This is a genomic window from Mycobacterium yunnanensis (assembly GCF_025823185.1).
GTDB classification, from domain to species: domain Bacteria; phylum Actinomycetota; class Actinomycetes; order Mycobacteriales; family Mycobacteriaceae; genus Mycobacterium; species Mycobacterium yunnanensis.
In genome coordinates, this window is sequence record NZ_JACKVK010000008.1 from 449,766 (window position 1) to 470,599 (window position 20,834).

Consider the following 20,834-nt stretch of genomic DNA (forward strand, 5'->3'; position numbering starts at 1 on the left):
CTCTGGGTAGGATCGCCTGGTGGCTGCACCGGAGGGGTTACGCGCGCGCAGACGCCGCGAGACCGCACGGGAGATCCACCTTGCCGCGCTGCGGCTGACCCGCCAGCACGGTTTCGACGTGGCGACCGTCGAAGCGATCAGCGCAGAGGCGGGTATCGCGCCACGAACCTTCTTCAACTACTTCCCGTCCAAGGAAGCTGCCGTCGTCCACGGCCCGTTCGACCTCGACCAGGCCGACGTGAGCGCCTTCACCGGCGGTGCCACCGTCTCCTACGCCGAACTTCTGACCGAACTCGTCGAGCTGCTGGCGGCCAATCTCGCCGCGGACCCGCCGAGTCGAGACGAGCTCCACGACGTCTTCGCGGTGTCGCAGGAGCACCCGGGGGTCCTTGCGGCGATGCTCGCGCAATTGGAGGGATTTCAGCGCCGTGTCGCCGAGCTCGTCGCCGTCCGCCTGAACCGCCCCGCCGACGACGAGGAGGCGACGCTGATCGCAGCGCTTGCGTTGACCATCCTCCGTGCCGGCTTCGACCGCTGGGTCCACGAGGCGGCAGAACCCGCCCGCACTCCCGCCGCGGACATCGCCCACGTCGCGGCGTTGATGAACGACATGTTTGGAGATCGCCATGAGCATTGACGACACCGACGTCGTGATCGTCGGCGCGGGGTTGGCGGGTCTGCGCTGTGCGGCCGTGCTCCGCGAGGCGGGGCGCGACGTCCAGGTGTGGGAGGCCTCCGACGCCGTCGGCGGTCGCATTCGCACCGACGTCGTCGACGGGTTCCGGTGCGACCGCGGCTTTCAGGTCCTCAACCCGGCCTATCCGGAGCTGAAGGACGCCACCGACGTCGCGGCGTTGCGACTGCAGCCCTTCGGCGCGGGCGTGGCGATCCGGCGCGACACCGGCTCCGCGACATGGGTTCACCCCCTGCGCTCGCCGTCGAAGGTGCCCGGGATGCTGGCGTCGGGGGGCCTCGGTCCACGCGACGTGGTCGCCGTCGCCCGGTGGGCGGCCGGAGCGCTACGGCCGAAGCACCTCACGACCACGGGGCAAACGGACACCTCCCTGCGCGACGCCCTGGACGCGGCCGGCGTCTCCGGTGAACTTCGCCGCGTGCTCGAGCGGTTCCTCGCCGGCGTGCTCCTGGAGGACGACGGCGTCACCTCGAACGCGTTTGCCTTGCTGCTCGTCCGCATGTTCGTCCTCGGCGTGCCTGCCCTGCCCGCCGAGGGCATGCAGGCCTTGCCGCGCCAGCTCGCCGCTGTGCTGGGGGACTCGATCACGTTGGGCCGCAACGTCACCGACGTCATCAAGGTCGGCGCCGGCTGGGAGGTCACCGACGGTACGCACCGCATCCGGGCGCGGCACGTCGTCGTCGCCACCGACGCCGTCGGCGCGGCCCGGCTGACCGGAACCCCGGCGCCGCCGATGCACGGCGTGGTGACCGACTGGTGGGCAGCCGACGAGGTGCCGCCCGGTCCGGCCATGCTGTGGGTCGACGGCCGGCGCGAACCCCGCGGCCCGGTGCTCAACACCTCGGTCATCAGTGCGGCCGCTCCCACCTACGCGCCCATGGGTCAGCACTTGATCGCCGCCTCGGCGCTGCTGGGCGCCGACGGCGCCGCGCCCGAGGAAACCGTTCTGCGGGCGCACGCCGCCGACGTCCTCGGTGCCGACGGAACGCGGTGGCGGCCGCTGATCCGGCATGTCGTGCCCCATGCGCTGCCGGAGCAGGCGGCGCCGCTGACCGTGCGCCGGCCGGTGCGCACCGCCGACGGCACGTGGGTGTGCGGCGACCACCGCGACACCGCCTCGATCCAGGGCGCGCTGGTCAGCGGGCGCCGCACCGCGGAGGCCATTCTGAAGACCGCACCGTGACGCCGTCGCTGGCCGACCTGCTCGAGCGCCTCCACGTGGTGTCGCTGCCCATGCGAGTTCGCTTCCGCGGCATCGACGTTCGCGAGGTGGCCCTGATCGACGGGCCGGTCGGCTGGGGGGAATTCGGCGCGTTCGGCGAGTACGCGCCCGACGAGGCGGTGCACTGGCTCGCCTCTGCCGTCGAGGCGGCCTACGTCGCATCGCCCGTCCCACTGCGCCAGTGGATTCCGATCAACGCCACCGTCCCCGCCGTGCCGGCGTCACGGGTGCCCGAGGTGCTGGCCCGCTTTCCGGGTGCGGGCACCGCGAAGGTCAAGGTGGCCGAGCGGGGGCAGACCCTGGCCGACGACGTCGCCCGCGCCGACGCGGTACGCCAACTGGTTCCGGTGGTGCGGGTCGACGCCAACGGCGGGTGGACGGTCGACGAGGCGGTCGCGGCGTGCCGGGAGCTGACCGCGACTGGGCCGCTGGAGTACGTCGAACAACCCTGCGCGACGATCGCGGAACTGGCCGAGCTGCGCGGTCTGGTGGACGTACCGGTGGCCGCGGACGAGAGCATCCGCAAGGCCGACGACCCCCTGCGCGTGGTTCGTCTGAAGGCCGCGGATGTCGCCGTCGTCAAGGTCGCCCCGCTGGGCGGCGTGTCACGTCTGCTCGACATCGCACGCCAGATCGACGTCCCCGTCGTCGTGTCCAGTGCGCTGGATTCGGCGGTCGGCATGTCCAGGGGCTTGCTGGCTGCGGCGTGCTTGCCGGAGCTGCGCCACGCCTGCGGGCTGGGCACCGGCGGGCTGTTCGTCGAGGACGTGACGGAGTCGGTCGTCCCGGTCGACGGCCGGTTGCCCGTTGGGCCCGTCAGCCCCGACCCGGCGCGGCTGTCCGACCTGGCGGCGGCACCGGATCGGCGGCAGTGGTGGGTCGACAGGGTCCGGGCCTGCTACCCGTTGCTGGCCTCGCCCCAAGTAGGGTCGACCGGGTGAATTTGGCGTACGACGACCGTGGCTCGGGAGAGCCCGTCCTGTTCATTGCCGGCCGCGGGGGAGCGGGCCGGACGTGGCACCTGCACCAGGTACCGGCGTTTCAGCGGGCCGGCTATCGCGTCGTCACCTTCGACAACAGGGGCATCGGCGCCACCGAGAACGCCCAGGGCTTCACCACCGAGCAGGTGGTCTTCGACACGGCCAAGCTCATCGAGAAGCTCGACGCAGGTCCCGTCCGCGTAGTGGGCGTCTCGATGGGATCCTTCATCGCCCAGGAGCTCGCGCTGGCCCGTCCCGACCTGGTCTCCGCGGCGGTGTTGATGGCCACCCGCGGCCGTGAGGACCGCACCCGCGAATTCTTCAGCGCCGCCGAATTCGAGTTCCTGCAGGCGGGGATCGAACTGCCGCCGAAGTTCGAGGCGAAGTTGCGACTTCTGGAGAGCTTCTCACCCAAGACGCTCAACGACGAGGCTGCCGTACGGGACTGGATCGACATGTTCACCATGTGGCCGACGAAGTCGACGCCGGGTCTGCGCAGCCAGCTCAGGATCCGGCCGGAGACCAACCGGCTGCCTGCTTACCGGAACATTACGGCGCCCGCGCTGGTGATCGGTTTCGCCGACGACGTGGTGCTGCCGCCGCACCTCGGGCGGGAAGTCGCCGACGCCCTGCCCAACGGTCGCTACCTGCAGATACCCGATGCCGGGCACCTCGGTTTCATCGAACGTCCCGACGTCGTCAACGCCGCCATGCTCGAATTCTTCGGCGCGGGGGTATGACAGGCTGTCAGAGTGAACCCGTCGACGATCCAAGCGCGCATCGTCGTCGATGAATTGATTCGGGGCGGCGTCCGTGACGTGGTGCTGTGCCCCGGCTCGCGCAACGCCCCGCTGGCGTTCGCCCTGCACGACGCCGACCGCGCAGGCCGGTTGCGGCTGCACGTGCGCATCGACGAGCGCACCGCCGGGTTCCTGGCGATCGGGTTGGCGGCCTCCGGCTCGCCGGTCTGCGTGGCCATGACCTCCGGCACCGCCGTGGCCAATCTCGGGCCTGCGGTGGTGGAGGCCAACTACGCCCGCGTGCCGCTGGTGGTGCTCAGCGCCAACCGGCCCTACGAACTCCTGGGCACCGGCGCCAACCAGACGATGGAACAACTCGGCTACTTCGGTACCCAGGTGCGCTCCACCATCAGCCTCGGGTTGGCCGAGGGCGCCACCGAGACGATGGCAGCGCTCAACGCCCAGTGGCGTTCGGCGACGTGTCGAGTCCTGGTGGCGGCCAAGGGATCTCGCAGTGCCAACGCCGGACCCGTGCAGTTCGACATTCCGCTGCGCGAGCCGCTGGTGCCGGGGGTCGACGAGTCCGGTGAGTACGCCCCCGAGGGGCGGCCCGACGGCACGCCGTGGACCTACACACCGCCGGTGACCTTCGACCAACCACTCGACGTCGACGTGACACCCGACACCGTCGTGATCGCCGGGCACGGTGCGGGCTCGCACCCGAACCTGGCGGGCCTGCCGACGGTGGCCGAACCCACCGCGCCGCCTGCCGAGAACGCCCTGCACCCGTTGGCGCTGCCGGCGCTCAAGCCCCGGCAGGTCATCATGCTGGGCCGGCCGACGCTGCACCGCGGGGTGTCGGCCTTGCTGGCTGACCCCTCGGTGCCCGTCTTCGCGCTCACCACCGGCCCGCGGTGGCCCGACGTGTCGGGCAACTCGCAGGCCACCGGCACCCGCGCGGTGATCACGGGCACGCCCGACGAGGCCTGGCTGCGGCGCTGCGCCGACGCCAACGCCCATGCGCTGGCGACGGTGCGCACTCAACTGGCGTCGCACCCCCTCACCACGGGGCTGCACGTGGCGGCCGCCGTCGTCGACGGGTTGCGGCCGGGGGACCAGCTGGTGCTCGGCGCGTCCAACCCGGTGCGTGACGCGGCGCTCGTCGGGTTGGACGCCCACGGCGTCAAAGTCCGGTCCAACCGTGGCGTCGCGGGCATCGACGGCACGGTGTCGACCGCGATCGGCGCCGCCCTGGCCCACGAACGGACCGGTGACGGCACCCGGGTGCCGCGGACCGTCGCCCTGATAGGCGATCTGACCTTCGTCCACGACAGCTCCGGGTTGCTTATCGGCCCCACCGAACCGCTTCCCAAGAGTCTGACCATCGTGGTGTCCAACGACAACGGCGGCGGCATCTTCGAGCTGCTCGAGCAGGGCGACCCGCGGTTCTCCGACGTGTCCTCTCGCGTGTTCGGCACCCCGCACGACGTCGACGTGGGCGCGTTGTGTCGCGCGTACCACGTCGAATGTCGGCAGGTCGAATTGGACGGTCTCGCAGAGGATCTCGACACCGCCGCCGACGGCTTGCGCGTGCTGGAGGTGAAGGCCGACCGCTCGTCGCTGCGGGCGCTGCACGCATCGATCCGAGAAGCGCTGTGAGGTCGACCGTCGAACAGCTCGTCCGATGGCTGAAGTCGTCGAGGCAGAGCTTGATTCCGCACCTGTACGGCGACCCGAGCGAGACGCGGGCAGAACGGATCATCCGCCGCGTGCGGATCGGGGTCGTCATCGCCGCCTGCCTGGTGACGCTGCAATCGGTGCTGCTGGTGCTCGGCGCCTGGCGCGACGACCGCCAAATCGAAGGTGACATGGGGGTCGCGGCCGCGGAGGTGCTCGACGCGGGTCCGCGCCGCTCGACCATCGAGTTCGTCACGCCCGACCGCGTGACCTACCGACCCGAGCTCGGGGTGCTGTACCCGTCCGAGCTGGACACCGGCATGCGCATCTACGTCGAATACGACAGGGCGAACCCCGATCTCGTCCGGGTGCAGGATCGCAACTCGTCGCTGGCCATCATCCCGGCGGCGTCGATTGCGGTCATGGGCTGGCTGGTCGCGGCGGCGGCACTGAGCGGGCTGGCACTCCTACAGCGACGGCTGAACGGTCAAGACTCCATCAAAGAGGTAAGCCAGTCGTCGTCGTAGACTTCGACCTTCTTTCCCGCGTGTAGATCGAATACCGTTGGCGTGCGGGTGTTCACCGGGTCGACCTCGTAGAGGTAGCCGAAGTTGGTCGACTCCATGGCGGCCAGGTCGTCGGTACTCTTCTCCGTCGCGCCGCTGAGCAGCTGCCGTACCTGGTAGTCCGGAAGGCCTGCCGTACGGGCGAATTCGGCGATCGTCGCGTCGTCGGGCCCGGCACCGCCGGGCTCCTGATGGGCCCACAGCTGCTGCACGAAGCGCTGGAACTCCCTGCCGGTGGCCGAGGTCGCGGCGCCGCCCCCCTGGCCTTCGTCGGCCGCGACGAACAGCGCGTTGGCCACCCGCGCGGAATGCCCACTGGTGCCGGGGCCGTCGAGGAACGTCATCGGCCGGTAGGTGATCGCCAGCTGGCCGGTGCCGATGTAATAGGCGAACTCGTCGCCGAAGTCGTGCTGCAGATCCGCGCAGTGCGTGCACTGCGGTTCGGTGTAGATCTCCAGCTGCACGGGCGCGTCCTCGGATCCGGCACGGATGCCGAACGAATCCTCCGTCACCGCGACCCGCGGCGGATTCGTGTCGCCCAGCGGTGTGCCCGCCACCGCCCGCGTACACCCGCTCACCACCAGCGCGAGGCTCAGCGCCACCGCGACGACGACCTGCCTAGAGCGCATTCCCGCATTATGAGCCTCGTCGAGAGTCTTCGCGTGTCGTATCCCCGCACGCAACCTTCAGTACAACCGCGGCTGTCAGCCTTCAGGGGTGCGCGTTGCAATCGTCGCGGAGTCGTTCCTCCCGAATGTCAACGGAGTCACCAACTCGGTACTTCGGGTGATGGAGCATCTCCGCAGGACGGGTCACGAAGTGCTCGTCATCGCCCCGGACAGTCCCCACGGTCAGCCGCCTGCCGACCGGGTTCACGACGGGGTGCGCATTCATCGGGTGCCGTCGAAGATGTTCCCGAAGGTGACCTCCTTGCCCCTCGGGGTGCCGCGGCCACGAATGGTCGGGGTGCTGCGGGGTTTCCAGCCGGACGTGGTCCACCTGGCGTCACCGGCGCTGCTCGGCTACGGCGGGCTGTTGGCGGCACGTCATCTGGGTGTGCCGACGGTGGCCGTGTTCCAAACCGACGTCGCGGGTTTCGCCGAGAGCTACGGCGCGGGCGTCATGACCCGTGCGGCGTGGGCGTGGACGCGCCATCTGCACGCCAAGGCCGATCGCACGTTGGCGCCGTCCACCTCGGCGATCGAGAACCTCACGGCGCATCACGTTCCGCGCGTTCACCATTGGGGCCGCGGCGTGGACGTCAGCGGCTTCGTTCCCTCCGCCCGGGACGACGGGTTGCGGGCCGCGTGGTCGCCCACCGGCAAGCCGATCGTCGGTTTCGTCGGCCGGTTGGCCCCCGAGAAGCACGTCGAACGGCTCGCCGTCCTCGCCCGCCGTGACGATCTCCAGCTGGTCGTCGTCGGTGACGGCGTCGACCGCTCGAGCCTCGAATCGCTCATGCCCAGCGCCGTCTTCACCGGCGCACTCTACGGTCGCGATCTGGCCGCCGCGTACGCCAGCATGGACGTGTTCGTGCACGCTGGCGAGCACGAGACGTTCTGCCAAGCCGTCCAGGAGGCGATGGCCTCCGGTGTTCCCGTCGTCGCGCCGGATGCCGGCGGACCGCGAGATCTGGTGACGCCCATGCACACCGGTCTGCTTCTCGGGGTCGAAGAATTCGAGGCACGGTTGCCCGGCGCCGTCGACCATCTCTTGGCGCAGCGTCCGCGGTACTCGGTGGCGGCCCGGCGCAGCGTGCTGACCCGCACCTGGCCCTCGGTCTGCGAACAGCTCGTCGGCCACTACGACGCGGTGCTCGGCCGCCGCGGCGCGAAGGCCGCCTGAGCGGCACCGTCGCGCGTGGCGTGCACTGAGATGGCACGACATGCTGAACACTCATCGGGGTGCGGGATTCGGTGCGCGTCTGCCTCGTCGCGATCCTGGCCGGCGCGGTCATCGGGTTCGTCGGCGGGGCGTTCCGATGGTGTCTGCAGCAAGCCGACACCCTGCGGGTCGACCTGGCCGACTGGTCCCATCGTCTGGCCGGCCCCGGTTGGTTGATACCGGTGGCCGCCACGGCCGTCGGGGCCACCCTTGCGGCGCTGGTCGTGCGGTGGATGCCCCTGGCGGCGGGTAGCGGCATCCAACACGTCGAGGCGGTGTACCGCGGCGACGCCTCGCCACCGGAACTGCGGCTTCTGCCTGCCAAGTTCGTCGGCGGCGTGCTGGGCATCGGCTCCGGCCTGGTGCTGGGGCGCGAAGGTCCGACGGTGCACATGGGCGCGGCCATCGGCGCGGCTGCCGCGCGGTGCGCCCACCTCGGTGGGCAGACAGTCCGCATGCTGCAGACCGCCGTCGGCGGCGCGGGCCTCGCGGTGGCGTTCAACGCCCCGATCGGTGGCGTCCTGTTCACCCTCGAGGAGGTCACCAAGTCGTTCCGGCTGCCGACCGTGCTCGCGACGGCGTTCGCCGCGGCCACGGGGGTGGGGTGCGCCCGGCTCGTCGTCGGCGATCACCCCGACTTCGCCGTGCCGCAGCTGAATTCACCTGGGCTGCAATGGTTGCCGCTGTTCGTCGTCTTCGGCCTGGCGACGGGATGTCTCGGGGTGTTCTACAACCGCCTGGTGTTGGCGTTCGTCGACTACCGGCCCCGCATTCCCACCCTGGCCAAGGCCGCCGCCATCGGCGCGGTGATCGGGCTCGTCATGTTCGTGCACCCCTTGGCCACGGGCGGCGGCGACACGCTGACCCAGTCGATCCTTGGCGGCCGGAGCCTCGAACTCGCCGTCGTCGTCGGCTTCCTCGTGCTGCGGTTCCTGGCCGGTCCGCTGTCCTATGCGGCGGCCGTGCCGGGCGGACTGTTCGCCCCGCTGCTGGCGCTCGGCACCCTGTGGGGCGTGCTGTTCGTCGGCTGCGTCGACCCCCTGCTGCCAGGTGATCAGAGACCACTGGCCGTGCCGATGGCGATCGTCGGGATGGCGGCGTTCTTCGGAGCCACGGTCCGGGCGCCGGTGACGGGCGTCGTCCTGGTCGTCGAGATGACCGCCACGACGGCGGTCTTGGTGCCGATGCTGGCCGCGACCGCGGCCGCGGTGCTGGCGGCCGAACTCCTCGGCTCACCGCCCATCTACGACAGCCTGCGCGAGCGGATGCCGCCCGAGCCGACGGGTGCGGCGTAGGGCGGCCCGGCTCAGCCCTGCGCGAGTTCGGCGATCGGCTGCCATTCCTCCCAGGTCTTGATGCGCTTCTCGTAGTCGGCCTTGGCGAGCTGAATGGGCAAGCTGCCGAAGAACACTCGCAGCGGGGGCTCGTCCGCGTCGACGACCTTGAGGATCGCCGCCGCCGAGGCCTTCGGGTCACCCGAGGCCGAGGTCCGCTGTTCGCGGGCCTTCTGCGCCGCGGCGTGAACCTCGGCGTAATCGGGCAACTCCTCGGACCGCTTGGCCGACGACCCGCCCCAGTCGGTCGAGAACCCGCCCGGCTCGACGAGCGTCACGTGGATGCCGAACGACTCGACCTCCTGCGCCAAGGCCTGGCTGAACCCTTCCAGCGCCCACTTCGAGGCGTGATACATCCCCACGTTCTGGAACGCGGTGATGCCGCCGATCGAGGACACCTGGATGATGTGGCCGCTGCGCTGGGCCCGCAGGAACGGCAGCGCCGCCTGGGTGATCCACAGCGCGCCGAAGACGTTGGTCTCCATCTGATCGCGGGCTTCCTGCTCGGTGAGCTCCTCCACGAAGCCGAATTGCCCGTATCCCGCGTTGTTGACGACGACGTCGAGGCGCCCGAAATGGTCGTGGGCCTGCTTGACCGCGGCGAAGTCGGCCGCGCGGTCGGTCACGTCGAGCGCGATCGGCAGCAGCGCGTCACCGTACTTCTCGGCCAGGTCGTCGAGCGTCGCCGTGTCGCGCGCGGTGGCGGCGACCTTGTCGCCCCGCTCCAGGGCAGCGGCCGTCCACTCTCGGCCGAAGCCTCGCGACGTGCCGGTGATGAACCACACCTTCTCGGCCATGCCTTCTCCTCACTCTTCTCCGCGAGCAGACGTAAAAGGCCCTGAAAGGGTGCGATCGAGGGCCGTTTACGTCTGCTCGCGAGGGGTCCTGACTGCTACCAACGCCTCACCCGGTTACCCATTCCCGAGACGTGCGCATTCCCAGGTAGCGTCGGTGGCGTGAGCCGTGCGACGTTGGAGAAGAACCCCCGCGAAGTGGCGTCGATGTTCGACGGCGTCGCCCGCCGGTACGACATCACCAACACGGTGTTGTCGCTGGGCCAGGACCGGTATTGGCGCCGGGCGACGAGGGCGGCTCTGCAGATCGGCCCCGGTGACGCGGTTCTCGACCTGGCGGCGGGCACGGCCGTGTCCACGGTGGAACTGGCCGAGTCTGGGGCCTGGTGCGTGGCGGCGGACTTCTCCGTCGGCATGCTGGCCGCGGGCGCGGCCCGGCCGGTGCCCAAGGTGGCCGGCGACGCGACGAAGCTGCCGTTCGCCGACGAGTCCTTCGACGCGGTGACCATCAGCTTCGGCATCCGCAACGTCGTCGACCACGTCGCGGGGCTGCGCGAGATGGCGCGGGTGACCCGCCCCGGGGGCAGGTTGGTGGTGTGCGAGTTCTCCACGCCGACCAACCCCCTGTTCGGCACGGTCTATAAGGAGTATCTGATGCGCGCGTTGCCGTCGGCGGCCCGTGCGGTGTCGAGCAATCCCGACGCCTACGTCTACCTGGCCGAGTCGATCCGCGCGTGGCCCGATCAGGCGGCCTTCGCCCGCAGGATCGCCGACGCCGGGTGGTCGGCCGTGCGGTGGCGCAACCTCACCGGCGGCATCGTGGCCCTGCACGCCGCCGTGAAGCCGTAGCCCTACAGCTCACCGGCGGCCAGCTTGGCCGCGAGCTGGGCGCGTGACTTGATGCCCAGCTTGCGATAGGTCTGGGTCAGGTTGGCCTCGACGGTCTTGAGGCTGACGAACAGCGTCCCGGCGATGTCCCGGTTGGTCATCCCCGACGTCGCCAGCTCGGCGATCTTCCGCTCGGTCGCGGTGAGCGTGACCTTGGCGGCGACCGCGGCCTGGGTGCGGCCCACTTCGCCCCGGGCGGTCTCGGCCCACAGCCTCGCACCGATCCGCTCGAATTCCCTCGCCGCCTCGGCGAAGGCCTTGGCGGCGGCCTGCTTCGACCGTTGACGGCGGTGCAGCCGTCCCAGGAGAAGCAACGTGCGGGCCCGTTCCATTGGCATCGGCAGCCGACGGCTCTCAGCCATGGCGGTGTCCGCGGCGGCCAATGCTCCTTCGAGGTCACCCCGCGCAGCGCACCACATTGCGCGACACCTAGCCCCTGTCAACAACAGCCAGGGCCGGTCGAGGCGGGTGCCGTCGGACTCCAAGCGAGCGATCATCGGCTCGCACTCGTCCATCCGACCCGTGTTGACCATGGCTTCGACGACGTCTGGAACGTGCTCGAGTGTCCGAATTTCGCTGCCAGGAAGCAGATCGAACAGTTTGATCAGCGGTTGCATCTCGGTCAGCGCGCCTTCGTAGTTCCCCACGGAGACCTCGAGGAAGCCGAGGACGGTCATGGCTCGCGCGGCGAGCTGGACGGTGTTGCACTCGATTGCGATCTCGTACGCGGCGCTTGCGTCGCTCCGTGCCTCGTCCACACGACCCATGTGCGCCAACGCCATCGCCCGAATCGACAGAGCCACACCGCGAACATGTTGCGTGCCAATGTGTTCGGCGCGCTCAACGGCTTCGTCTGCAATGGTCATGGCGCCGGTGAAGTCGCCCCGCCAGACGTCTGCCATCGCCATGTGCGATGCCACCGCCATCACGTCGCTCTCGGCGCCGCGCTCGAGGCAGAGTCGATATACGCCGATGGCTTCGCGTCGAGCGGCGTCGAGCTCGCCGGTCCACGCGTGAGTAATCGACCGGACCGCGCAGGCCCGAAATTGAAGGGGAATGTCGGCTTCCCGATCCTCCAGTTCGAGGGCGCGGCTCATGGCCGTCTCGTCGATGCCGTCCCCCCGCATGCACTTCACCAGAACCGACATGGCCAGTGCTTGGCTTACCTGATCCGGCATCGCCAGATCGTGTGCGCGATCTAGCGCGTCGATCGCGCAACGGAGCGACTCGTCGAGTTTCCCGGTGTAGAAGTGGGTGAAGGACGACAGCATCAAACTGCGAATGATCAGCCATTGGTCGCCCTCACCCTCGGAAATCGCCTGCTCGAGCAGATCGATGGCTTCGGGCAGGCTGTCGTCGTAGATACGAACCGCGGCAAGGAGATTCAGGGCCCGAGCGCGCAGCGGACCAGGTGGTATGGAGCCCATCGTGGACGTGAGCAACTCTTTGGAGCGTAGGGACTCCCCGCCCCGGAAGTGGTGCTCGGCGGCGCGGACGCGGCGTGCGGGTGTGTCCCCGCCGAGGGCCAGCGCAAGCTCGGTAAGCTCTGCCGCCACGGCGGGGGCGCCGCGTTCTCGGGCGGCGTCGGCGGCCGTATCGAGGGCAAGCAAGGTCAGCGGGTCAGTGCTCGACGACGCGAGCGCCATGTGCCGAGCTCGCAATTCCGGTTGGTCGAGGGCGCCGGCCAATAGACGGTGCATCTCCCTACGGCGGACGGGTCCTGCCAGGCTGTAGACCCCGCGCGCCAGTAGAGGGTGCGTAAAACGTATGCGATTTCCTGCGATGTGCACGATGCCGCCGGTCTCTGGGGCCTCGAGCAACTCGACCACGCGCTCGGGAGCCTCCCCGATCACGGTGCCCAGCAGGTCGACCGTCGTCGCGCCAAGGCTCGCCGCAGCCAGCAGGACGCTCTGTGTGTCCTGGCTGAACTGGTCGAGTCGCGAACGCACCAAATCGGCCAACGATCCCGGTAAAGCGGCGTCGACGATATTCGACTGCCCGTCGAACGCACGGGCCAGCTCCAGTGCGTAGAAGGGATTGCCGCCGGAGAGTTCGCCGATGCGCATGATCGTCGGCCGCGAGAACGAGCGGCCGAGCTTGCTGGCGATAACCCGCCGCAGGTCCTCGCGGCCCAAGGGCCCCAACGAGATTCGCTCGACGCCGTCGATTCGGCTGAGCTTGAGCCATTCGGTGCCGTGGCGTCGGTCCGCTTCGGTGCGTTCGGTGGCCAGGACGCCGATGCGGCCACGCAGCCGCCGGGTCGCGAATGCGACGACGGACTGACTCGAGGAGTCCAGCCACTGCACGTCGTCGAGCGCCACGAGCACGGGTGCGTCGACGGCGAGTCGGTCCAGCAGCGTGAGGAACGCCGACGCCACGACCCGCTCATCGGTGGTGGGGCCGGTACCGTCGTCGGCCAGCAACACGCGGTCGACCGCGACGCGCTGAAGGTGGGGCAGCGTGTCCAGCACGTCGGAACCCACCGATTCGAGGAGGTCGGCGAGGACCGCGTAGGTCAGGCCTGCTTCGGCTTGGCCGCCGCGTGAGGACAGGACGTGAAAACCGCTGTCGCGCGCCTGCTCGACGGCGCTGAGCCACAGCGTGGTCTTGCCGATGCCCGCCTCACCGCCGATGACGAGGACCGACGGATGCGTCGCGGCGCTGTCCAAGAACGTGGTGATCGCGCGCCACTCGGGCCGGCCCAGCCGTGAACGCACCAATGACAACCCCCGCCGCCGACCGTTCTCGCCCCTGAACGCCTGTAACCAGAACAGGCAAAGGGCAAACCGATTCCGCTTACGTCGTCGTCGATTTCCCCGCCGTCAGTGTTCCACACCCGAGGCGGCAGTTTTGGCAAACACCTCGCTATCTGCTCAGCTGAACGGCTGTCGCCCGTCGAAACGGCGCGATCCGGCACCGGCGGTGCGCCACGCCCTGGCGATCCAGTCGTCGTCCTCGTCGGTCACCAAATTGCCCATCACCCGCACGGCGACCTCCATGAGATGGGTCGACCGCATCGCCAACGGGCCGACGGTCGGCAGGAACCGGGGAATGGTCAGCAACAGCGCGAGCCGTCGCGCCACCGAGAAGCCGCGGGCGTAGTGCCGGTACAGCTCCGCGGGCCAGGCGTGGCTCAGGTCGCCGGTGCCGAGGAGTTCGGCCGCGAGGCGCCCGGTCTCGAGCCCGTAGTCGATGCCCTCGCCGTTGAGCGGGTTGACGCAGGCGGCGGCGTCGCCGATCAGCATCCAGTTGGGTCCCGCCACACCGGATACCGCGCCGCCCATGGGCAACAGCGCCGACAGCGCGGCTCGTGGTTCGCCGGTGAAGCCCCACTCCTCCCGGCGGAGATCGGTGTAGTGCGACAGGAGCGGACGCAGGGCGGCATCGGCGGGCCGCTTCGCCGAGGCGAGGGCGCCGACGCCGATGTTCACCTCCCCGTTTCCGAGGGGGAAGATCCAGCCGTACCCGGGGAGCACCTCACCGGCGGGGGAACGCAATTCGAGGTGCGAGGTGATCCAGGGTTCGTTGGTTCGCGGGCTGGCGACGTAGCCCCGGATCGCGACGCCGTAGACGGTCTCCTTGTGCCACTCCCGGCCGAGGACTCGACCCAGCGTCGAGCGTGCTCCGTCGGCGACGATCAGCTCTCGACAGCCGACCGAGGTGCCGTCGTCCAACGTCACCGACGTCGCCCGGCCACTCGAATCATGGTCGACGCCAACCGCTTTGACGCCGAGAAGCATCCGCGCCCCCTCGTCGACGGCGACTTGCCGGATCCGTTCGTCGAGTTCGGTCCGGGGCACCGCACTACCGGTGGACGGGAACGAGGGCCCCGGCCACTCGATCTCCACGTCGGCGCCGAAGCCCGACATCCGCAGCCCGCGGTGGCGCACCCGGCCGTCCAGCCACGCACCGAGGCCCAGTGATTCGAGTTCGGTGATCGCCCGTGGGGTGAGGCCGTCACCGCAGGCCTTGTCCCGAGGGAAGCGTTGGCCGTCGACCACCAGCACGTCCCGACCGTTGCGGACCGCCCACGCCGCGGCCGCGGAACCGGCTGGTCCGGCCCCGATCACCACCACGTCAGCTTTGTGACCATCCCGGGTCGCTACGCTCCTGCCCTCCGTCACATGGTCCACACCTCCCAGTATGTTGTAGCAATGAAGACACCAGCGACCGTGGTCGCCGGCGTGGAGTTCGGAGACGCCATCTTCGCCGCGAGTGTTCGCGACGGTGTGGCGCGCATCGAGGAACTCATGGCCACCGAGCTGGGCAAGGCCGACGAGTTGATGGCCGAGGCCGTCCAGCACCTGTTCGAGGCCGGCGGCAAGCGGTTCCGGCCGCTGTTCACCGTGCTCTCGGCGCAACTGGGCCCCAACCCGGACGCGTGGGAAGTCACCGTGGCCGGCGCCGTCATCGAGGCCGTGCACCTGGCGACGCTCTACCACGACGACGTGATGGACGAGGCGCAGGTGCGCCGCGGCGCCGACAGCGCCAACGCCCGGTGGGGCAACAACATCGCGATCCTGGCAGGCGACTACCTCTTCGCGACCGCGTCACGACTCGTCGCCCGGTTGGGTCCAGACGCCGTCCTGCTCATCGCCGATACCTTCGCCCAGCTGGTCACCGGTCAGATGCGCGAGACCCGCGGCGTCGTCGAGGGTGCGGACTCGGTGGAGCACTACCTCAAGGTCGTCTACGAGAAGACGGCGTGTCTGATCGCGGCGTCTGGCACCTTCGGCGCGACGTTCTCCGGCGCCGACGACGAGCAGATCGCCCGGCTCGGCAGGCTCGGCGGAATCGTCGGAACGGCCTTCCAGATCTCCGACGACATCATCGACATCGACAGCGATCCCGACGAGTCGGGCAAGGTGCCCGGCACCGATCTTCGCGAAGGCGTGCACACCCTGCCGGTGCTCTACGCGCTGCGGGAGACCGGTCCGGATGCCGACCGGCTGCGCGAGCTGCTCACGGGCCCGGTCGAAGACGACGCCGACGTCGCCGAAGCGCTCGCGCTGCTGCGTTCGTCACGGGGCATCGTGCGCGCCAAGGAGACCGTCGCCGACTACGCCGCCCAGGCCCGCGCCGAGCTGGCCGAGCTGCCTGACGTGCCCGGCCGGCTCGCCCTGGCCAACCTGGTCGACTACACCGTCAACCGACACGGCTGACTGGAACCAGAGGCAGTCCTCGTGCGTTGATCCCGCGGACGACTTCCAAGGTGTGAGTCGGTGGTTTGAGGAGGAGGGCCGATGACCTGGCATCCCCACGCGAACCGGGCCAAGACGTTTCTGCTGCTGGTCGTCTTCTCCGGCCTGATCGTCTTCGTGGGCGCGTTGTTCGGCAGATCGATCATGTTCCTGGCCGTGTTGTTCGCGGTCGGCATGAACGTCTACGTCTACTTCAATAGCGACAAGTTGGCGCTGCGCGCGATGCACGCCCAGCCGGTCAACGAAGTCCAGGCGCCGGCGATGTATCGCATCGTCCGTGAGCTGGCGACCACGGCGCACCAGCCGATGCCGCGACTCTTCATCAGTGACACCGCGGCGCCGAACGCCTTCGCCACGGGTCGCAATCCGCGCAACGCCGCGGTCTGCTGCACCACAGGCATCTTGGACATCCTCGACGAACGCGAATTGCGGGCCGTGCTCGGCCACGAGCTGTCCCACGTCTACAACCGCGACATCCTGATCTCGTGCGTGGCCGGGGCGATGGCGTCGGTGATCACCGCGTTGGCCAACCTGGCGTTCTTCGCGAGCATGTTCGGTGGCAACCGTGAGGGGGGCACCAATCCCTTTGCGATTCTGCTGGTTTCACTGCTCGGACCCATCGCGGCCACCGTCATCAAGCTGGCGGTGTCGCGCTCGCGGGAGTTTCAAGCCGACCAGTCTGGTGCGGAGCTCACGGGTGATCCGCTGGCGTTGGCCAGCGCGTTGCGCAAGATCAGCCGGGGCGTCGAATTGGCGCCGCTGCCTCCGGAGACGCAGCTGGCCGACCAGGCGCACCTCATGATCGCCAACCCCTTCCGCGCCGGGGAGAAGATCGGCAAGCTGTTCTCCACCCACCCGCCGATGGCGGAGCGCATCGCGCGGTTGGAGCAGATGGCCGGCCGCGGGCCCGGACAGTACTGACGCCCGGGTTAACGTTTCGTCGGCGTCGGCCGATGACCCCGGTGTGACGACCGAGCCGCTGGTAGACCCCACGCCCGAGGACCGCCTGCTCTACGCTGGGCGCGTGCGACGCAGAATGCTGATCGGCCTGGTGGCCGCGGGTGCGGTCGTGTTCGGCGCGCCCGGTGTGGCGGCCGCCGACCCCGAGCCGTCGCCTCCGCCGTCGCCGCCAGCCCCGAACGTGATGGGCTTTGCCCCGGTCAAGCCCTCGGAGTTCCTCCTTGGCGACGGGTCGCTCTACGGGTTCGCGGTGCCGGGTGACATCGCCTGCATCATCAACCGCAACTCCGGCAACTACGGCTGCAACGGGCCCATCCCGGGTGCCCCCAACGGCGCCAACCTGGTGACCGCTCAGCAGGTCGGCCCGGCCGGGTTCAGCAGCTCCGACCGTCCGCTCTACGTCTTCGAGAAGCTTCCGCAGCGGCTGCCCGCGGGGTCGAAGATCAGCTTCCGCAACGTCACGTGCGGCACCGACGGCACGACGACGACGTGCACCAACAACTACGACGGCGGGGGCTTCGTCATCAGCCCGGCGGGCAGTTTCGCCGTCGACCCGAACAATCCGCTCATCGACCGGCCTCAGCCGGCGAACCCGTACTTCAACTGAGGGGCCGCTAGAAACCCGATCCGTGCACCTCGTGGCCCGGCTTCTCGGCCGCGAGGCCGCGGTAGGCGTCCTCGACCGTCGACCCGTGGTTGATCACGCGGTCGACCTCGCGGGCGATCGGCATGTTGAGCCCGTGCTTGTCGGCGAACTCCATGACGACGCTGGCCGCCTTGACGCCCTCGGCGACTTGGTTCATCGACGCGATGATCTCCTCGATCGTCTTGCCCGAGCCCAGCTGTTCGCCGACGTGGCGGTTGCGGCTGCGCTGGCTGGTGCAGGTGACGATCAGATCGCCCATCCCGGCCAGGCCGGCGAACGTGTCGCGATGACCACCCATGGCCTCGCCGAGCTTGGACATCTCCCGCACCGCCCGCGCCATCACCATGGCGCGGGTGTTCTCGCCGATGCCCAACGAGTAGCCCATGCCGACGGCGATGGCGTAGACGTTCTTCAGCGCGCCCGCCATCTCGACGCCGACGACGTCGTCGGTGGTGTAGGTGCGGAACCGCTGGGTGCGAAACAGGTCGCCGAGGTTGGCGGCCAGGTGTTGATCGGGCATGGCGAGCACCGCGGCGGCGGCGTACCCCTCGGCCACTTCGCGGGCGATGTTGGGTCCGGCCAGGATGCCGGCCGGGTGCCCGGGCAACACCTCGTCGACGATCTCGCTCATCCGCATGTTGGTGCCCTGCTCGAGGCCCTTGACCAACGAGACGACCGGCACCCAGGGCCGCAGCTCCTTGGCCAGCTCCTCCAGCACGCCCCGGAAGCCGTGCGAGGGCACGCCCATCACCAGGACGTCGGCGCGGTTGGCGGCCTCGGCGAAGTCGGTGGTGGCGCGCAGGTCCTCCGCCAGTTCGACCTCGTCGCCGAGGTAGCGGGTGTTGCGGTGGTTGTGGTTGATGTCGTCGGCGGTTTGCTGAGAGCGAACCCACTGCAGGGTCGGCCCGCGGCGGGCGCAAATGGAGGCCACCGTGGTGCCCCAGGAGCCTCCTCCGAGGACGACGACGTTCGGTTTGCGCTGCGCAGGTGCCATGGCGATCAGGGTAGGACCGCGAGCCTCGGCGGGTGAATGCTTTGGCGAGGCAAGGGTTTTCTTTCACGGTCAAGATCGGTCACTCGGGTGCCAATTTCGGTTGCCAGAGTCGCCGAAACATGACCTGAATTTTGGCGCGCTACGAACGCTCTCAGGGCGCTATGCTATGGCCACTGCAACAGCGCTCGCCGCTCATACCTAGGGGAAAACGTGATCACTAAGTTCTTCGCGGCGGTGGCCATCGCCGCCGCCGGCCTCTTCGCCGGCCTGTTCGCCGGTGTGGCGGCGCCCGCCTCGGCAGACTGTGCCCCGGGTTTCACCTCGATCCCGTGCACTATCGCCGACAACGTGTCGCAGGCGCCCGGCCAGTTCGTCGGTGCCATCCGCGATACGCCGGGTCAGATCACGGGTCAGAACTGCGCGCAGCCGGACGGCGGTAACCCGTCCGGCAATCTGAGCACCTGCGGTCTGCTCAGCATCACGAACCTGAACGGCACGGGGTGCCCTCCGGGCGGCGACAACAAGACGTCGGAGCCTTGTGGACTGACGGCGGCGCCGGGACAGTTCGGCGAAGCGCTGGCCGGTCTGCCGGGCCAGTTCGCGCAAGGCGGCGCCCAGATCGCCACCGCGCCTGCCCAGATTGCCGGCGGCCTCGCCGCTGCACCGGGCCAGTTCATCCGCGCCATCCAGAATGGTGGATCGGATCCCGAATCCCAGTAGCAACCACGCCGCAACGTTCATCGAGCCCGGAGACGCACCGCGTCTCCGGGCTCGGTGCATGTCGGGGCCTAGGGGGTTGCCGAACGTGACGCCACTGCGATGATTCCGCCACATCCTCACCGTGGCGTCACGTTCGCCGACTAGCGGTAGTTCACGAACTGCAGCGCGACCTCGAGGTCGGCGTTACGCAGCAGCGACTGCACGGCCTGCAGGTCGTCGCGCTTCTTGGAGCTGACGCGGATCTCGTCACCCTGGATCTGCGCCTTCACGCCCTTGGGGCCCTCGTCGCGAATCAGCTTGCTGATCTTCTTGGCGTTCTCGCTGTCGATGCCCTGCTTGATGCTGCCGATGATCTTGTAGGTCTTGCCCGACGGCTGCGCCTCGCCGGCGTCGAAGGCCTTCATCGAGATGTCGCGCCGGATGAGCTTCTCCTTGAAGACGTCGACGGCGGCCTTGACGCGCTCCTCGGTCGACGACACCAGAATGATGCCTTCTTCGCCCTGCCATTCGATGGTCGTGTCGGTGCCGCGGAAGTCGAACCGGGTGGACAGTTCCTTGGCTGCTTGGTTGAGCGCGTTGTCGACCTCCTGGCGGTCGGCCTTGCTGACGACGTCGAAGCTGGAATCCGCCATGGACTCGCTCCCTCCTGTGTTGGTGCGTTTTCGTGTTGGGACCATCCTCGTAGTACCGTGCTAGTCGCACCAAACCGGGGGCTCCCCGGGCTGGCGCGAATCCCGGCAGGTTGCCCGAGCGGCCAATGGGAGCGGACTGTAAATCCGTCGGCTAACGCCTACACAGGTTCGAATCCTGTACCTGCCACACCATCGTCAGGCCCCCTCGTCGAGGGGGCCTGACGGCGTTTGGTCAGACGCCCGCGTTGCGGGCCGTCACGGCTGCGGCGGTGGTCTGGGCGGTGGACGGCTCACGCGGCGTGGCGAGGTCGTCGGCATCGTCGTCGCCGGCCTGTGCCGAACCGCCGTCGGCGGCACTGAGATCCTTGCTCTTCTGCGCGGCCAGCACCTCGGTCAGCAGCGCCTCGTCGTACCTCGCCTCAGCGGCCTCAGCCCGCTTGCGGGCCTCTGCCGCCTCTCGCTGAGCCTTGCTCCGCGCCTTGCGCAATGTGTCCCGTTCGCCGGCTGCCGCCTTCAGCGCACGCTTGAGTTCGGCCTGCTGGTCGATCGCCGCTTGGAGCGCGGCCTCGTCGGCCTTACGCCGTTCGGCATTCTCCTCGAGCCGCTCGAGCACGAGGGAGAGCTGATGCTCCGCGTGTGTGGCAAGGTCCTCCGCGGCCTGCCATGCGCCGCGCGGCTCGTCCAAGGCGGTGTGGTCGATCTCCAGGTCGCGGTATTCCTTGGTGCTCATTGGGGGTTCCTTCCTGTGGGCATGTCGCACAGTGGGCAGGACATGCATTCGGGTACCCGTCGACTGACCGGTCCGATGCCCTCGAATTCCCGTGAACAGGGCGTCGCAATCGTGGGGAGGGCACGCACCACGCCCAAAGGGTCTGACGAACAGAGCGTTTGATCAGACGAGC

At 69.2% G+C, this 20,834-nt stretch carries 20 protein-coding genes and 1 tRNA gene; 14 read left to right on the forward strand and 7 right to left on the reverse strand.

What is annotated here, in order from left to right; genetic code table 11:
* The first annotated feature begins 19 nt into the window (after positions 1-19).
* Genes H7K45_RS12320 through H7K45_RS12345 form a run of 6 tightly spaced genes read left to right on the forward strand, consistent with a single transcriptional unit; the run spans position 20 to position 5,840 of the window.
* Entirely contained in the window at positions 20-637 is a 618-nt protein-coding gene (locus H7K45_RS12320; protein ID WP_263996088.1) for a TetR family transcriptional regulator, read from the forward strand.
* Positions 627-1,877, forward strand: a complete 1,251-nt coding sequence (locus H7K45_RS12325) for a flavin monoamine oxidase family protein (RefSeq protein WP_263996089.1) — start codon at positions 627-629, stop codon at positions 1,875-1,877. Before H7K45_RS12320 ends, H7K45_RS12325 begins: the two co-directional genes overlap by 11 nt.
* Positions 1,874-2,857 (forward strand): o-succinylbenzoate synthase, encoded by a 984-nt coding sequence (locus H7K45_RS12330; RefSeq protein ID WP_263996092.1) that lies wholly within the window; start codon positions 1,874-1,876, stop codon positions 2,855-2,857. Before H7K45_RS12325 ends, H7K45_RS12330 begins: the two co-directional genes overlap by 4 nt.
* The gene (locus tag H7K45_RS12335; protein WP_263996093.1) at positions 2,854-3,636 is read left to right on the forward strand and encodes an alpha/beta fold hydrolase; all 783 of its coding nucleotides are present in this window, start codon (positions 2,854-2,856) and stop codon (positions 3,634-3,636) included. The genes H7K45_RS12330 and H7K45_RS12335 overlap by 4 nt, the downstream gene beginning before the upstream one ends.
* A gap of 12 nt (positions 3,637-3,648) precedes the next feature.
* The gene (gene menD / locus H7K45_RS12340; protein ID WP_263996094.1) at positions 3,649-5,295 is read left to right on the forward strand and encodes a 2-succinyl-5-enolpyruvyl-6-hydroxy-3-cyclohexene-1-carboxylic-acid synthase; all 1,647 of its coding nucleotides are present in this window, start codon (positions 3,649-3,651) and stop codon (positions 5,293-5,295) included.
* Positions 5,292-5,840, forward strand: a complete 549-nt coding sequence (locus H7K45_RS12345) for a DUF3592 domain-containing protein (protein ID WP_263996095.1) — start codon at positions 5,292-5,294, stop codon at positions 5,838-5,840. The genes menD and H7K45_RS12345 overlap by 4 nt, the downstream gene beginning before the upstream one ends.
* Here the strand turns inward: H7K45_RS12345 and H7K45_RS12350 are convergent.
* A complete protein-coding gene (locus H7K45_RS12350; RefSeq protein WP_263996096.1) occupies positions 5,801-6,508 on the reverse strand; it encodes a DsbA family protein in 708 nt (235 codons plus the stop codon). The genes H7K45_RS12345 and H7K45_RS12350 overlap by 40 nt on opposite strands.
* 88 nt (positions 6,509-6,596) lie before the next feature.
* Between H7K45_RS12350 and H7K45_RS12355 the strand changes: the two genes are divergently transcribed.
* Together H7K45_RS12355 and H7K45_RS12360 are read left to right on the forward strand one after the other, a co-directional pair.
* Positions 6,597-7,724 (forward strand): glycosyltransferase family 4 protein, encoded by a 1,128-nt coding sequence (locus H7K45_RS12355; protein WP_263996097.1) that lies wholly within the window; start codon positions 6,597-6,599, stop codon positions 7,722-7,724.
* Positions 7,725-7,777: 53 nt separating this feature from the next.
* On the forward strand, positions 7,778-9,058 hold the full coding sequence (locus H7K45_RS12360) for a ClC family H(+)/Cl(-) exchange transporter (RefSeq protein ID WP_263996979.1): 1,281 nt from the start codon (positions 7,778-7,780) through the stop codon (positions 9,056-9,058).
* An 11-nt stretch (positions 9,059-9,069) separates the two neighbouring features.
* Here the strand turns inward: H7K45_RS12360 and H7K45_RS12365 are convergent, their stop codons facing one another.
* On the reverse strand, positions 9,070-9,894 hold the full coding sequence (locus tag H7K45_RS12365) for an SDR family oxidoreductase (RefSeq protein WP_263996098.1): 825 nt from the start codon (positions 9,892-9,894) through the stop codon (positions 9,070-9,072).
* Between the two features lie 159 nt (positions 9,895-10,053).
* On the opposite strand from H7K45_RS12365, the gene H7K45_RS12370 reads away from it, so the two are divergent.
* Complete coding sequence (locus tag H7K45_RS12370) at positions 10,054-10,740, forward strand: demethylmenaquinone methyltransferase (protein WP_263996099.1); 687 nt, start codon at positions 10,054-10,056, stop codon at positions 10,738-10,740.
* 2 nt (positions 10,741-10,742) lie between these two features.
* Here the strand turns inward: H7K45_RS12370 and H7K45_RS12375 are convergent, their stop codons facing one another.
* Positions 10,743-13,496 (reverse strand): helix-turn-helix transcriptional regulator, encoded by a 2,754-nt coding sequence (locus tag H7K45_RS12375; protein ID WP_263996100.1) that lies wholly within the window; start codon positions 13,494-13,496, stop codon positions 10,743-10,745.
* A gap of 156 nt (positions 13,497-13,652) precedes the next feature.
* Positions 13,653-14,903 (reverse strand): menaquinone reductase MenJ, encoded by a 1,251-nt coding sequence (gene menJ / locus H7K45_RS12380; protein WP_263996980.1) that lies wholly within the window; start codon positions 14,901-14,903, stop codon positions 13,653-13,655.
* A gap of 30 nt (positions 14,904-14,933) precedes the next feature.
* Here menJ and grcC1 point away from each other — a divergent pair, with 30 nt between their 5' ends.
* The 3 genes from grcC1 (at position 14,934) to H7K45_RS12395 (ending at position 17,547) form a co-directional block, all read left to right on the forward strand.
* A complete protein-coding gene (grcC1, locus tag H7K45_RS12385) occupies positions 14,934-15,941 on the forward strand; it encodes a nonaprenyl/(2E,6E)-farnesyl/geranylgeranyl diphosphat synthase (protein WP_263996102.1) in 1,008 nt (335 codons plus the stop codon).
* An 81-nt stretch (positions 15,942-16,022) separates the two neighbouring features.
* Positions 16,023-16,901 (forward strand): zinc metalloprotease HtpX, encoded by an 879-nt coding sequence (gene htpX, locus H7K45_RS12390; protein ID WP_263996103.1) that lies wholly within the window; start codon positions 16,023-16,025, stop codon positions 16,899-16,901.
* 103 nt (positions 16,902-17,004) lie between these two features.
* Positions 17,005-17,547: a hypothetical protein gene (locus tag H7K45_RS12395; protein WP_263996104.1), complete on the forward strand. Its 543-nt coding sequence runs from the start codon at positions 17,005-17,007 to the stop codon at positions 17,545-17,547.
* Between the two features lie 7 nt (positions 17,548-17,554).
* Here the strand turns inward: H7K45_RS12395 and H7K45_RS12400 are convergent, their stop codons facing one another.
* On the reverse strand, positions 17,555-18,580 hold the full coding sequence (locus tag H7K45_RS12400; protein ID WP_263996105.1) for an NAD(P)H-dependent glycerol-3-phosphate dehydrogenase: 1,026 nt from the start codon (positions 18,578-18,580) through the stop codon (positions 17,555-17,557).
* 210 nt (positions 18,581-18,790) lie between these two features.
* Here H7K45_RS12400 and H7K45_RS12405 point away from each other — a divergent pair, with 210 nt between their 5' ends.
* Positions 18,791-19,300 carry a hypothetical protein gene (locus tag H7K45_RS12405; protein ID WP_263996106.1) on the forward strand — a complete coding sequence of 170 codons (510 nt, stop codon included), beginning with the start codon at positions 18,791-18,793 and terminating at the stop codon, positions 19,298-19,300.
* A 140-nt stretch (positions 19,301-19,440) separates the two neighbouring features.
* Here the strand turns inward: H7K45_RS12405 and H7K45_RS12410 are convergent, their stop codons facing one another.
* Entirely contained in the window at positions 19,441-19,932 is a 492-nt protein-coding gene (locus H7K45_RS12410; protein ID WP_263996107.1) for a YajQ family cyclic di-GMP-binding protein, read from the reverse strand.
* 104 nt (positions 19,933-20,036) lie between these two features.
* Between H7K45_RS12410 and H7K45_RS12415 the strand changes: the two genes are divergently transcribed.
* A tRNA-Tyr gene (locus H7K45_RS12415) sits at positions 20,037-20,119 on the forward strand.
* Positions 20,120-20,164: 45 nt separating this feature from the next.
* Here H7K45_RS12415 and H7K45_RS12420 read toward each other — a convergent pair.
* On the reverse strand, positions 20,165-20,662 hold the full coding sequence (locus H7K45_RS12420) for a hypothetical protein (RefSeq protein ID WP_263996108.1): 498 nt from the start codon (positions 20,660-20,662) through the stop codon (positions 20,165-20,167).
* Positions 20,663-20,834: the final 172 nt, after the last annotated feature.